The sequence below is a fragment of the Pseudoalteromonas sp. BSi20480 genome (assembly GCF_000241365.1).
Classification (GTDB): domain Bacteria; phylum Pseudomonadota; class Gammaproteobacteria; order Enterobacterales; family Alteromonadaceae; genus Pseudoalteromonas; species Pseudoalteromonas marina.
Window position 1 is genome coordinate 19983 of record NZ_BADX01000100.1, and the last position, 14197, is coordinate 34179.

The window sequence follows — 14197 nt, forward strand, 5'->3', positions numbered from 1 at the left end:
GATTCTAGTTTTCGCGCGTGTGGTTAAAGGTTACTTCTGGGTAACGCTCTGTCGATAAATTAAGGTTTACACGGCTCGGTGCTATGTAAGTTAAGTTATCGCCACCATCGAGTGCTAAGTTGCTTTCGCACTTACGTTTAAACTCTTCAAACTTTTTAACATCAGTTGAGCTTACCCAACGTGCTGTATTTACGTTTACGCCTTCGTAAATTGCATCTACGTTGTACTCAGCTTTTAAGCGCGCTACAACTACGTCAAACTGAAGTACACCTACCGCGCCTACAATTAAGTCGTTATTAATGAGCGGTCTAAATACTTGTACTGCACCTTCTTCAGAAAGCTGTACTAAGCCTTTTAATAGCTGCTTTTGTTTAAGCGGATCGCGCAAACGAATACGACGAAATAGCTCAGGCGCAAAGTTTGGAATACCGCTAAATTTAAGCTTTTCGCCTTGTGTAAAGGTATCACCAATTTGAATAGTACCGTGGTTATGTAGGCCTATAATATCGCCTGCGAATGCATCTGCTGCACGCTCACGATCGCCTGCCATAAAGGTTACTGCATCTGAAATACTCACCTGTTTACCAAGGCGTACATGATTCATCTTCATGCCTTGACTGTATTTACCCGACACAATACGCATAAAGGCAATACGGTCACGGTGTTTTGGATCCATGTTAGCCTGTATTTTAAATACAAAACCAGTAAAGTTCTCTTCCGTTGCGATTACTTGGCGGTCTTCTGTTTCACGCGGTAGTGGCGTTGGCGCCCACTGTGTTAAACCATCAAGTACATGGTCTACACCAAAGTTACCAAGGGCGGTACCAAAGTATACTGGCGAAAGCTCACCCGCTAAAAATAGTTCAAGGTCAAACTCGTTTGAAGCCCCTATAACAAGCTCTAGTTCTTCACGTAGTTGTTCAGCGAGTTCTTCACCAATGGCGATATCTAGCTCTGGGTTATCAAGGCCTTTAACAGTGCGAACTTCTTGAATTGTATGACCTTGGCCTGTTTTGTATAAAACCGCTTCGTCGTTATGAATGTGGTAAACACCTTTAAACTCTTTACCACAACCAATTGGCCAGGTAATAGGTGCACAGGCAATACTGAGCTCTGTTTCTACTTCATCAAGTAGTTCCATTGGGTCACGAATATCACGGTCACACTTATTCATAAAGGTCACAATTGGCGTGGTACGTAGGCGCGTAACTTCCATTAGCTTACGGGTACGTTCTTCTACACCTTTTGCGGCATCAATAACCATTAAACACGAATCTACCGCGGTCAATGTACGGTACGTATCTTCTGAGAAGTCTTCGTGTCCAGGGGTATCAAGTAAATTCACCAGCGCATTGTTATACGGAAATTGCATTACAGAGGTAGTAACCGATATACCACGCTCTTTTTCCATTTCCATCCAGTCAGACTTTGCATGCTGATTAGAGCCACGGCCTTTTACCGTTCCGGCTTTTTGAATCGCTTGTCCGAACAAAAGTACTTTTTCGGTGATGGTGGTTTTACCTGCATCCGGGTGAGATATAATTGCAAAAGTACGTCGTTTATTTATTTCGCTAAGGAGATTTTGGTCTGCCATTAAAAAGTTCTTATAGTTTGAATACGGATAATATCACCATAAAGTGTGCAGACGTTTAAAGGCTAAAACTGCTAAACCCCGAAACCTCAACACACCAAAACCAAGAGTAAATTAGCTCCTAGTTTGCGATCCGTTATGTTAATCGTAATTAAAGACTATTTTCGCTGATCTTGACCCTTTAAACAATCAATGGTTAGTTATTAACTGATCTTTTTTATTAATATTTAAGCTCAGGCCGTTTAGTTTGTAATTTGACTCAAGCTAAATAAAAATTTTTAACTAATTAGGTAATTAAAACCTATGCATAAAGGAGAAGTTATCTCTAACTAAAGTTTATATTTTAGCGATGAGTAAAACGCAGGCTTGTTTAATAAACTTGTAACGCATACTATAAAAAGATTGCGTCAAGGATATTAGTTAGTTAATGAAAACCAGTAAGTTAAGCATTAGATTATTATGGTATATAACTCCGCTTGTTATATTGCCCCTGCTATTTTTAGGTGGGTTTACGTTAACTAATGTAACTAACTCTACGCAAAAACAAGCCGATCTAATCATGAGCCGCTTTGTTGAGCAGCAACAACAAAAAGCGTTTAACTATATAGACTCATTCCACTCTACCACTAAGCTACTTTCTCGCTCTCCGGTACTTAACGACTTTTTGGCCAATGACGCCCTTTTAGACGGAAATTATACACGCAGGCTTGGCGCTCTAATGGATGTATTTGCCAGTTACAGCGAAGCCTACCCTGACATTATTAGTATAAATCTAGTGTCGGCTAGTGGTAAAAGTGACGCCTATCATTCAAATAATTTAACCATAGCGCCAAAAAACTACCCCTTTTTTAATCAGGTTATACAAAGCAATTTGAGCCAACAACAGTTTATGGTTCAAAAACCCGACGGCACAACCAGCCTGTATTTTGTGCAACGAATAGACAGCGTGGGTTATTACCTAAAACGTCCACAACAACTGGGGTTTATTGTTGTAAATGTTGAGCCTTCAATTTTAAATACTAGTATTTTAGAAGCGCCTTATAACAATACGCTCAATTTATTGTTGACCAAAGACGGTAAAATACTATTTAGCTCTAATTATAATTTACGAGGCCAATACATTAGCGAATATGAACTTAATAAGGTTCACGATTTGGCCGACATAGGCTCACTTTCTACTATTGAGTTATCGAGCATTGATAAAATCGAACGTATGATTTTTGCCGTACAAATGAGCGGAGGCTATTATTACGTATCAACAATTCCCAAAGCGGTGCTTCACCAGTCGGGCAAAGCCATTAGCTTAATTACAGGTCTGATTGTTATTATTTCAGTGATCTCATTACCTATCTTAATATTTGTTGTTGTACGTAACTTATTGTTAAATCCGATAGAGCTATTAGGTGCGGCCAGTCACCGAGTAGGTGACGGTGACTTAGCTGTAAGCTTACCCGCTCATACCGATGACGAAGTAGGCATACTGTTTAACGACTTTAACCACATGGTTAATCAAATTAGGCACTATCAACAACAACTCGAAGAGTACAAACATCACCTAGAAGACAAGGTGGAAAGCCGAACTCAAGCGCTTGAGTCTATGAATAGCCAACTTGAACTCGCTATTACTCAAGCAGAGCAAGCTAACCAACTTAAAAGTCGTTTTTTAGCAAACATGAGCCATGAAATACGAACCCCTCTCACCGCTATTATGGGCTTTACAGAGCAGTTGCTACATAACGATAAAATAGTAAACGACAAACAACATTTAAGTACTATTTTACGAAACTCAAAGCACTTACTTGAACTCATTAACAATATTTTGGATTTATCTAAAATTGAAGCTGAAAAATTAGCTGTAGAGCAAGTCTCTGTGAACGTTGTGCAGTTAATCCATGATATTGAGTCAATCATAACGCCACTGGCGCAAGAAAAGCGTTTAGAACTTAATATTATTTTTGACTTACCAATACCGCAAACTATATACACGGATGTAACACGCTTAAAACAAATTTTAATTAATGTGGCCAACAACGCCGTTAAATTTACAGAGCAAGGGCATGTCTCTATTTGTGTGCATTATCATGCTAAAAGCAACCTCATTGAGTTTGTAATAACCGACACCGGTATTGGTATGTCTGAGCATCAAATTTCTCGTGTATTTAAACCATTTGAACAAGCAGATGCGACAACTACACGTCGCTTTGGTGGTACTGGGTTAGGATTATGTATATCCAAAAATCTGGCACAATTACTGGGTGGCGACATAAAACTAGAAAGCGAAGTGGGCGAAGGAAGTGAATTTTCAATTAGTGCTGCTTGCCACTTAAAAGGCAAAACACCTGAGCTTGAGTTGCTTGTCGATCATGCACAATTAACCCCTGAAAAAGACCCTCTTTTATCATTTGCGACTAACAGCTTTGACGCAAATATTTTGGTTGCTGAAGATAACCCAGATAATCAGCTACTGATTAAGTTGCTGTTGCAAACTTGGGGGCTTGAGCCTGACATAGCTAATAATGGTGCACAAGCCGTAGAAATGGCGCTAGTAAACGACTATCAACTCATTATTATGGATATGCAAATGCCCGTCATGGGTGGGCTTGAAGCCACCAAAATGCTACGACATGCTGCTTACGACGGTCCCATTATTGCACTTACCGCAAACGTAATGAATCACGATATTGGTACCTATATAGAAGCTGGCTGCGACAAAGCACTTGGAAAACCAATAGATAAAGATGCCCTCGAAAACGTACTTGTTAGCTACTTGCACCTTGAAAAAGATAATCAAAATAAGTGGGATGACTTGTTAAAAAGTGAAAAGTTTCAACAGATATCTGATAATTACTTAGCAAACTTACCCAGTTATTTGGAACAAATAAAAACATTTCACCATGCACAAGATTGGGAAAGCCTAAAAGCAGTTGCGCATAGTGTTAAAGGCAGTGCAGGATGTTTTAACTTTGATGCTATTTACAAAAGCGCAGGCAACCTTGAAGAAAACCTAAAAAGTAGCGATAAATCACAAAGAGATGAAATTATAAACTCAGTAATGGTGGCAATAAAGCAGGCAATTGAATCAAAATAAAACAGTTGGCTGCCTGCAACTAAAAAGAATTACATAAACCCTAAGCTTAATGCCATACCCATTAAAATAGCATCTTCAAAACCGTTTTTAGTTGCATCATCACTTGGGTAATAATTCTTTCGTACCGACATCTCTATAAACCCAGCTTGCTCATAAAGTTTAATTGCACGCGTATTTGACTCTCGAACTTCTAAAAATAAATTTTCGGCATTTTGCTGTTCACCGTGCTCTATAAATTTACTCAATAGCTGCTTAGCAATCCCCTTACCTTGGTGCTTGGGCGTCACGCATATATCCATAAGCGTAAAATCTGGCCCTGCTTTTTCACCAATGTAAAAACCAACGAGTATGTCACTATCAAAAGCCGCTAAATTAAAATAACGCCCACCAATACATGAACTCATCGTTTTTAAAGTCCAAGGGTGACTATGGCACGCGTTTTCAATAGCCATAAGCGCTTCTACGGCATCGTTATTTACAGGTTTAAAGTTTATCAAGGTGTTCACTTATTAAAGCCCACAAAGCACGTTTATCGGTTGCATTTAGCTGTGGGGATGGCAATTCAAGCTGATCACCCGTTAATTGTATGTGCTTGCTTTTCACCACGCTATTTATAGCTACAGGCACTGCTGCACGATTAATATCTGCAAGTAATTGGCTAGAAAGCTCGAGGGATTCAAATGAAGCAGGCGTTAATTCTTTTTCAACATTATTTGTAAGAGGTTCAGCATTTGCTGGTCGAAAATGAGTATTTAATTCGAGATTTTCAATATCAAAAACAGCTGCGTACCGTGAATGCATAACGACTCGATGAAATGAGGAAGTAAGATAATATAAGAATTAATAAATACGATGTAAAGAAGAAATGGCAGGGGCGGAGAGATTCGAACTCCCAACCGTCGGTTTTGGAGACCGCTGTTCTACCAATTGGAACTACGCCCCTGCAATGACGACGAATTATAGAGAAGTTTCGCTAAAGGTAAAGAGAAAAATCACACATTTAGTTTAACTGCTTTTTAAATAAACAAAACGGCGAATTAGCATGCTAATTCGCCGTTTTTTATCACTTTAATTTACAAAACTAAATGCAGGGTAAATTATTCCCACTCAATAGTTGCCGGTGGCTTACCAGAAATATCGTAAACAACGCGTGAAATACCATCAATTTCGTTAATGATACGGTTAGAAACCACACCCAAAAACTCATACGGTAAATGTGACCAACGCGCCGTCATAAAGTCGATAGTTTCAACACAACGAAGTGAAACAACCCAATCGTACTTACGTGCATCGCCCATAACACCTACCGATTTAACTGGTAAGAACACAGTAAACGCTTGGCTAACTTTATGGTAAAGCTCGGCTTTGTGCAGCTCTTCAATGAAAATAGCATCTGCACGGCGAAGTAAATCACAGTACTCTTTTTTAATTTCACCAAGTACACGTACACCTAAACCAGGGCCCGGGAATGGGTGGCGGTAAAGCATGTCGTACGGTAAACCTAGCTCTAAACCAATTTTACGTACTTCATCTTTAAATAACTCACGTAGTGGCTCAACTAGGCCCATTTTCATGTCATCTGGTAATCCGCCCACATTGTGGTGAGATTTAATAACGTGTGCTTTACCTGTAGCAGATGCTGCTGACTCAATAACGTCTGGGTAAATAGTACCTTGGCCTAACCATTTAGCGTTCTTAAGTTTTTTAGCTTGCTCGTCAAATACATTAATGAACGTGTGGCCAATAGCTTTACGCTTATCTTCTGGATCTGACTTACCGGCAAGGTCAGCTAAAAATTGATCTTCAGCATCAACCTTAACAATGTTTAAACCAAACTTGTTGCCAAACATGTCCATTACTTGCTGACCTTCGTTTAAACGAAGTAAACCGTTATCAACAAATACACATGTTAATCTATCACCAATGGCACGATGAATAAGCATAGCTACAACCGATGAATCAACACCGCCTGATAGGCCTAAAATAACTTCGTCGTCGCCAACGGTTTCTTTAATGCGCTCAATGGCATCATCAATAATTTTTGCTGGAGTCCACAGTTTTTCACAACCACAAATATCAATAGCAAAGCGCTCTAATAAACGCTGACCTTGGTGAGTGTGCGTTACTTCTGGGTGAAACTGTACGCCGTAAAAACGTTTTTCTTCGTTAGACATAGCAGCATGCGGACACGTTGGTGTTTTAGCTGTAGTGCTAAAGCTTGCTGGTACTTCCATTACTTTATCGCCGTGGCTCATCCATACGTCTAAAACGCCATTGCCGCCATCGGTAATATGATCTTCAATTGCATCAAACAATGCACAGTTGCCTACCTTTTCAACTTGCGCGTAACCAAACTCTTTTTTATCAGAGCTGTGAACACGACCACCAAGCTGAGTAGCCATTGTTTGCATGCCATAACAAATGCCTAATACAGGAACGCCTGCATTAAACACATACTCAGGAGCGCGCGGGCTGTTTTCAAGTGTGGTTGACTCTGGGCCACCAGAAAGAATAATACCTTGTGGGTTAAACTCGCGAATTTGCTCTTCAGTCACATCCCATGCCCACAGCTCACAGTAAACACCAATTTCGCGTATACGGCGAGCGATTAGCTGAGTGTATTGTGAACCAAAGTCTAAAATGAGAATTCGTGAATCGTGAATATCTTTGCTCATGGAGTATCTCGTAAAGTAGATGCTAAATTCCACTAATTTGCTTAGTGGCTATTAAAGAGGGCTGGTAAAGCCAGCCCCGTAATTTCAAGTCGTTGTTTAACCTAAGCGGTAATTTGGTGCTTCTTTGGTAATTTGCACATCATGAACATGCGACTCACCCATACCTGCAGATGTAACACGCACAAACTGAGGCTTAGTGTTTAGCTCTTCAATTGTTGCACAACCCGTTAAGCCCATTGCGCTGCGAAGGCCACCTACCTGCTGGTGAATAATAGTCGCTATTGGCCCTTTATACGCTACGCGACCTTCAATACCTTCAGGTACTAACTTGTCAGCTTCGTTTGATTTTTGGAAGTAACGATCTGATGAACCTTCTTTTTGGTCCATCGCGCCTAAGCTGCCCATACCACGGTATGATTTGTAGTAACGCCCTTGGTATAGTTCTACTTCGCCAGGCGCTTCTTCGGTACCTGCGAGCATTGAGCCCACCATTACACACGATGCACCCGCAACAAGCGCTTTCACAATGTCGCCTGAAAAACGAATACCACCATCGGCAATCACTGGAATGTCGCGGCCTTTTAAGCCATCAACTGCATCTGAAATAGCCGTGATTTGTGGAACACCACAACCGGTAACAATACGGGTTGTACAAATAGAACCAGGGCCGATCCCTACTTTTACTGCATCAACACCGGCATCAGCTAGCGCTATTGCTCCCTCAGCAGTTGCAACGTTACCCGCTACAATTTGAAGATCTGGATAAGCCTGACGAGTTGCAGATACACGGTCAATAACACCTTGAGAGTGGCCATGAGAAGTATCGATAAGTAGAACATCAACACCCGCTTCAACTAATGCAGCAATACGCTCATCAGTACCCGCACCAACGCCTACCGCAGCACCTACACGTAAACGACCTAACTCGTCTTTACATGCATGTGGTTTATCTTGCGCTTTTTGGTAATCTTTTACGGTGATCATGCCTTTAAGTTTAAACGCATCATCAACAACTAAAATCTTCTCAATGCGGTGTTCGTGCATTAAACCTAAAATTTCTTCGCGAGCTGCGCCTTCCTTAACGGTAACTAGCTTTTCTTTTTTAGTCATAACAGTCGAAATTGGCTGTTCAAGTTTTGTCTCAAAACGCATATCGCGGCTTGTAACAATACCTACTAAAGTGTTTTCTGGGTCGGTAACAGGAAAGCCTGAGAACCCTTTTTCTTCAGCAAGGTCCATAGCATCTGCAATTGTTAAATCAGCAGTCACTGTTACCGGGTAAGACACAATACCCGCTTCGTAGGTTTTAACTTTTCGTACGTTTTTCGCTTGTTCTTCAATAGTCATGTTTTTATGAATAAAACCAAGACCACCTTCTTGCGCAAGGGCAATAGCTAAACGAGCTTCTGTAACAGTATCCATAGATGCTGAAATAAGCGGCAAGTTAAGTTTGATACCACGCGTTAAGCGAGTTGAAATATTTGCCGTGTGTGGCAAAACAGTAGAATGACCTGGTACTAAAAGTACGTCATCAAAGGTAAGAGCTTCTTTAGCAATTCTAAGCATTTTGGCAACTTCTCACATGTGGATCTAAGATAAGGAATTGCGGCCAAATTTTAACAGCGTTATAGGCATTCGTAAATAATATTTCGCAAATATTTATGATAAACTTCCCTTATAACTTGCCTCATAAATAGTTTTAGGTTGTTTTTTATGTTTTCAAAGCCTTCGCAAACGGTTTATACCGTCTCGCGTCTTAATAGAGAGATCAGAACAGTACTTGAGCAAGGCTTTGCTTCATTAGTGCTTACTGGTGAAATTTCTAATTTTATTGCGCCAGCTTCTGGGCATTGGTATTTTTCGTTAAAAGATGACAAAGCACAAATTAAAGCGGCTATGTGGCGAGGTAATAACCGAAGCCAAAGTTACCGCCCAGAAAACGGCGCACAAGTAACAGTAAAAGCACGCGTATCACTTTATGAGCCCCGCGGCGATTACCAGCTTATTGTTGAACATATGGAACCGGCAGGCGAAGGTCAACTCAAGCAAGAGTTCGATGCGCTAAAAATGCGTCTTGCTGCTGAAGGACTGTTTAGCTCTGCATACAAAAAACCACTGCCGCAAAATATAAACCGTATTGGTGTAATCACCTCTGCAACGGGCGCAGCTATAAAAGATATATTAACCGTACTTAAACGCCGCGCACCGCAATTAGAAGTCATTATTTACCCAGCCATGGTGCAAGGTAAAGAAGCCCACGTACATTTAATTAACCAAATAGAGCTAGCCAATGTGCGCAATGAGGTTGATGTGCTTATTTTGGGCCGTGGTGGTGGCTCACTTGAAGATATGTGGTGTTTTAACCACGAACAACTTGCCCGTGCTGTTTATAACAGTGATTTACCTATTATAAGTGCCGTAGGCCATGAAATAGACACCACAATCAGTGATTATGTTGCCGATATGCGGGCCCCTACCCCCTCTGCGGCGGCTGAGCTTGTCAGTCCTAACACGCAAGAGTTGCATAGCAAAGTAACCCAGCTTATTAGCCGCTTAAATAATGCATTTAAACATAGCATTGCAGATAAGCGAGCACTCGCAACCCAATTGCAGCATCGTTTAAATCTATGCCACCCGCGCAATCAGCTCAATCAAAAAGCGCAGCGATTAGATGAGTTAAGTATTGCCTTACAACAAGCTATGCAAAGCCGGTTGTACCAACAAGAGCGCACGCTTAATAATTTAACGCCACGTTTAATGCGTCAATCTCCCGACAAAAAGCTAGCACAAGCTTCTCATCAGCTCTCGCAGTTACAAGCAAGATTAAACCAAGCTATACAACAACAATTACAACAAGCCAATAATAGCCTGGCATTACAAGCAAGTAAGCTAGATTCGGTAAGCCCGCTTAATGTTTTAGCACGCGGTTATAGCATCACTAAAACACAACAAGGGAAGGTGGTTAAATCTGTGGGTCAAATTAAAGCCGGTGATGTTTTAGTTACAGAGCTGGTCGATGGCTCTATAAAGTCAACAGCGCTTTAAAGCTCTGTTGCCATTAGTAACGTTAGTTCGGTGTCGCTTGAAGTCGAGGTTGTTCTTTTAAATTGCAACCAAAGCTTTTGCTTCATTAACTTATCGTTTAGCTCTCGCCATTGGGTATGATCGAATGAATCGTTATCCGTTGGCGCTGCAAGTTTAAATTTACAAACCGATGTTTTACATTCTGCGCTGACAATATCAGGTATCGATGCTAAATCTGCGGTAAGTAAAAAATCCTGTAATGCGGTTTCAGTTTGATAAGCCCACTCTTCATCACGTTGTTGTTCATCAAACTGTGCCTGTAAAGCGGCTTGCACATCATTTGGAGCTCGCAACTGCTTGACCACACTTTCCATTACCGACTTTTGCTGAGCTAATTGCAGCTTAAGCTGTGTAACTTGCTCTTCTAGGGGAAGCTCATCAAGGGGTTGTGGATCTGGTTTAGGGGAAATATCTTTTTGCTCTAAGCGAGCACTTTGCTCAGGCGCAGCTGGTACAACACGCTTTGCTGTTGCTTCACTTATTTTAGCTGGCTGAACAAGAGGGGTCTGCTGCTTTGTATCAGCATGCTGTACCTTTGCGGGAGTTGAGTCACTTGAAGCCAAACTAAAATATCCCCAAGTTAAACCCACACCAGCAATAAAACCAACTCCAAGTGTTAAAACGTTATTTTTGTTCATATTAATTCCTTTTAAGTTTTATTTTTTATTCTATGTCACAGCATAGCGCTGGTATGCGATTCGTTTTCTGGCTCTGGTGTAGCTAAAAAGTTTTGGTTCATACTTTGCGCAGGACACGGGCATTCAGGCCTGCCAATAATTTTGGCCGGTACGCCAACGGCCGTTGTATGAGGTGGCACAGCAGTTAATACCACCGACCCTGCACCAATACGTGCGCCCTCACCTACTTCAATATTACCCAGCACTTTTGCACCTGCGCCAATTAACACACCCGCTCTGATTTTAGGATGACGATCACCTTGCTCATTACCTGTACCGCCAAGCGTAACCGATTGCAGTATCGATACGTTATCTTCAATGACTGCCGTTTCACCAATAACAATACCCGTTGCGTGGTCAAACATGATGCCTTTACCAACCTGACACGCCGGGTGAATATCTACGCCAAACACCTCAGAGGTACGGCTTTGAATAAAACGCGCCAGTTCTTTACGGTTTTGTTGCCATAGGCAATTAGCTAAACGGTGAGCCTGAATAGCATGAAACCCCTTTAAATTTAAAATAACAGTCAGGTAGGTTTCTGCGGCTGGGTCTCTATCTTTTACAGCTTTAATGTCTTCTGCGACAAAAGACAGCATGCGATCGCATTTTACAAATGATTGATCGAATAATTCACGAATAGTAAATGCAGATACAACAGCATCGGCCAATTTGTTAGCAACAATAAAGCTTAACGCCGAACCTAAACACTCATGGTTCAAAATACATGAATACACATGACTTGCTAAAAGTGGTTCGCGAGTGACGACTTCATTTGCTTCACTTCGAAGCTGTTGCCAAATTTCATGACGCATAATACTGAACTGCCTTAAATTGATATAAAAAAGAGCCTTTTGCTAAGTCTAACGGATTTAAAGCTCAAGGTGTTAACGCCTTAGTTATTTGTTCTGGTTATTAGGTATAACAAAGCACATTTAACAACTAAGTATTTAAAATTTAGTCAACCACGGTTAAATCGGCTGCACATACTAAATTTTTACCCGCAGTTTTTGCTTTGTATAATAAGTCATCGGCTTCTTTAACCATATTTTGTATTTTATAACTGTTACAAGGAATAACACTTGCCAGCCCAACACTAACAGTAAGTGTTTTACTTGGTAATGACAGCTCATTACAAATATTAAGCTGCTTTAGCTGCTCAACAATAGCATTAATAATTATTGTTGCTTGCTCAGAGTTTGTGTTGCCATAAACAAGTACAAACTCCTCCCCGCCAAAACGTGCGCAAATATCACTGGGTCTTTTTGTATATTGCTTAAGGACTGCCGCAACTTGTTTTAAACACTCATCACCTTGTTGATGACCATAAGTGTCGTTAAGTAGCTTAAAGTCATCTAAATCAATTAATGCCAATGAAAGAGGCATGTTTAAACGCTTGCACCTATTCCATTCTTGCTCTAAAAAGCTATCAAAATAACCACGATTAAATATATCAGTAAGCCCATCAATACTTGCCAGTTTCTGGACTTCTTCTTCAGCGAGCTTTCGCTCTGTAATATTTTGATGCGTAATTACATAATAAAAATCAGTACTGTACTTAAATGGTACTACGCGCATCATAAACCAGCGTTTTTCATCATCACTATGGCATGGGTATTCTAAATAAAACGCTTCTTGCTCTGCATTAATAACAGCATTAATTCCCTTCAATGCTCTTTCGCCTATTTCGTCACCATTGTCTGCTGCTTTTTTACAGGTAAATAATTTTCTTTTTCCCAAGCACCGCATGAGCAGTCATTTTCTTCACCAAAGTTTTGCCATCCTTTATTTATAAAAACCATTTCTCCTTCTTTATTAATTACAACAACCTGCTCTGGCATAGTGTCCAAAACTAACTTTAAAAATAATTTATCATCTAGCACGCTTACCTTCAGACTTATAAGAATAATTGTCTGAAAGTATATGTACTTAGCGTTTTTTTGACAAAAATAAATGCGTACTTTTCTTTAAATTTATTATTTACCCAATCAAAGAATAAAAATGATACGACAGCAACACTCATTTTAAACCTGAACGAAAATTAAATAAAACACATTAAAATCAGTAGTTAAACACACATGACATACACAGTGTCATATGCCAAACTGCTCACTGGCATATTCATGACGGCGTAAAAAATAATAATAAACGCTAAATTAGCATCATCAACTCAACAAGGATAACGATGATGAAAAACGACATATTAAATACTAAAAAACTCGGCTATAAATTTTATTTTCAAGATGGCGACAATCAAATAGCCTGTTTTGGAAGTTACTTTACTGGTAAAGAAGAGGTGTACATAAATGATGATTTATTTAGTAAAAAGCGCAATGTAAATTGCACAAGCACCCACTCTTTTGATTTTGAGAGCTCACAGTACCAAGTAAAGTTTGACATGCTCAACATACTCACAGGCCGAATGGAGTGCACACTTTATAAAGATACAAAAGTCGTTGCCAAACAAATTCAATGCAGTCTTCCTGACGATCCTAAAAAGGCTTTCTTTTTTATTGCTGGTTGCGCATTAGGCGGTGCAGTGTTTGGCTATGCAACTGCAACCATTGTTGAACTATTTGTAGGGAAGCTTTAACGTGCAATTAAATCCTACAACTGTTAAATCACTCAGAGGCCAGTTAAATTGGACTCAGCAGCAACTTGCTGACGCCTGCGATGTTAGTTTAAGAACAATTCAACGGATAGAGAAAGAAGGTGCAGCATCAAAAGAAACAACAATGGCTTTATGTGCTGTATTGGAAGTACGCCAAGGTGAATTAATTAAACTTGAAGATAACACTAACTCTTGCGATGTTAGTCCAGTTTTAAAGACGCGTAATATAACCTCAATTTTAGCACTATCGTCAGTAGTCAGCTTTATATTGGGGATGATCACTGTATTTTTTATAATGAGTTGAGGCGCTAAAAAATGTCAGAACGTAAAGAAAAAGAATTACGAGGCCATATCACATTAATAGCCATAATAAGCGCAGTAATAATTTTAGGGTTAGGGATAAACGTTGGCTCAATGCTATAAAAAAGCCCCAAACGTGGGGCTTTTCATTATCTACAAGTCGTTTTGTTT

At 40.2% G+C, this 14197-nt stretch carries 13 protein-coding genes and 1 tRNA gene; 4 read left to right on the forward strand and 10 right to left on the reverse strand.

What is annotated here, in order from left to right:
* Positions 1-4 precede the first annotated feature (4 nt).
* Complete coding sequence (prfC, locus tag P20480_RS07430; protein ID WP_008130373.1) at positions 5-1594, reverse strand: peptide chain release factor 3; 1590 nt, start codon at positions 1592-1594, stop codon at positions 5-7.
* 424 nt (positions 1595-2018) lie between these two features.
* Here prfC and P20480_RS07425 point away from each other — a divergent pair, with 424 nt between their 5' ends.
* Positions 2019-4679, forward strand: coding sequence for a hybrid sensor histidine kinase/response regulator (locus tag P20480_RS07425; RefSeq protein WP_008130374.1), 2661 nt, complete (start codon positions 2019-2021; stop codon positions 4677-4679).
* Between the two features lie 29 nt (positions 4680-4708).
* On the opposite strand, the gene rimI is transcribed toward P20480_RS07425, so the two are convergent.
* The 5 genes from rimI to guaB all read right to left on the reverse strand — a co-directional run bounded on the left by rimI (position 4709) and on the right by guaB (position 8920).
* Entirely contained in the window at positions 4709-5176 is a 468-nt protein-coding gene (rimI, locus tag P20480_RS07420; RefSeq protein ID WP_008130375.1) for a ribosomal protein S18-alanine N-acetyltransferase, read from the reverse strand.
* The gene (locus P20480_RS07415) at positions 5163-5480 is read right to left on the reverse strand and encodes a hypothetical protein (RefSeq protein ID WP_008130376.1); all 318 of its coding nucleotides are present in this window, start codon (positions 5478-5480) and stop codon (positions 5163-5165) included. The genes rimI and P20480_RS07415 overlap by 14 nt, the downstream gene beginning before the upstream one ends.
* A 65-nt stretch (positions 5481-5545) precedes the next feature.
* Positions 5546-5622: transfer RNA gene (locus P20480_RS07410), tRNA-Trp, on the reverse strand.
* Positions 5623-5776: 154 nt separating this feature from the next.
* The gene (gene guaA / locus P20480_RS07405) at positions 5777-7354 is read right to left on the reverse strand and encodes a glutamine-hydrolyzing GMP synthase (RefSeq protein ID WP_008130377.1); all 1578 of its coding nucleotides are present in this window, start codon (positions 7352-7354) and stop codon (positions 5777-5779) included.
* A gap of 96 nt (positions 7355-7450) precedes the next feature.
* A complete protein-coding gene (gene guaB / locus P20480_RS07400) occupies positions 7451-8920 on the reverse strand; it encodes an IMP dehydrogenase (RefSeq protein ID WP_008130378.1) in 1470 nt (489 codons plus the stop codon).
* Between the two features lie 147 nt (positions 8921-9067).
* On the opposite strand from guaB, the gene xseA reads away from it, so the two are divergent.
* The gene (xseA, locus tag P20480_RS07395) at positions 9068-10399 is read left to right on the forward strand and encodes an exodeoxyribonuclease VII large subunit (RefSeq protein ID WP_008130379.1); all 1332 of its coding nucleotides are present in this window, start codon (positions 9068-9070) and stop codon (positions 10397-10399) included.
* Here the strand turns inward: xseA and P20480_RS07390 are convergent.
* The 4 genes from P20480_RS07390 to P20480_RS19830 form a co-directional block, all read right to left on the reverse strand.
* Positions 10396-11076 (reverse strand): hypothetical protein, encoded by a 681-nt coding sequence (locus P20480_RS07390; protein WP_008130380.1) that lies wholly within the window; start codon positions 11074-11076, stop codon positions 10396-10398. The two genes, xseA and P20480_RS07390, sit on opposite strands and share 4 nt — an antisense overlap.
* 35 nt (positions 11077-11111) lie before the next feature.
* Positions 11112-11930 (reverse strand): serine O-acetyltransferase, encoded by an 819-nt coding sequence (gene cysE / locus P20480_RS07385; RefSeq protein WP_006791922.1) that lies wholly within the window; start codon positions 11928-11930, stop codon positions 11112-11114.
* Between the two features lie 142 nt (positions 11931-12072).
* Complete coding sequence (locus tag P20480_RS18230; protein WP_008130381.1) at positions 12073-12786, reverse strand: GGDEF domain-containing protein; 714 nt, start codon at positions 12784-12786, stop codon at positions 12073-12075.
* 11 nt (positions 12787-12797) lie between these two features.
* Positions 12798-12998, reverse strand: a complete 201-nt coding sequence (locus tag P20480_RS19830) for a hypothetical protein (protein ID WP_238530303.1) — start codon at positions 12996-12998, stop codon at positions 12798-12800.
* 302 nt (positions 12999-13300) lie between these two features.
* On the opposite strand from P20480_RS19830, the gene P20480_RS07380 reads away from it, so the two are divergent.
* Both P20480_RS07380 and P20480_RS07375 read left to right on the forward strand, forming a co-directional pair.
* Positions 13301-13708: a hypothetical protein gene (locus P20480_RS07380; RefSeq protein ID WP_008130384.1), complete on the forward strand. Its 408-nt coding sequence runs from the start codon at positions 13301-13303 to the stop codon at positions 13706-13708.
* Position 13709: 1 nt separating this feature from the next.
* Positions 13710-14030, forward strand: coding sequence for a helix-turn-helix transcriptional regulator (locus tag P20480_RS07375; RefSeq protein WP_008130386.1), 321 nt, complete (start codon positions 13710-13712; stop codon positions 14028-14030).
* Positions 14031-14197 lie beyond the last annotated feature (167 nt).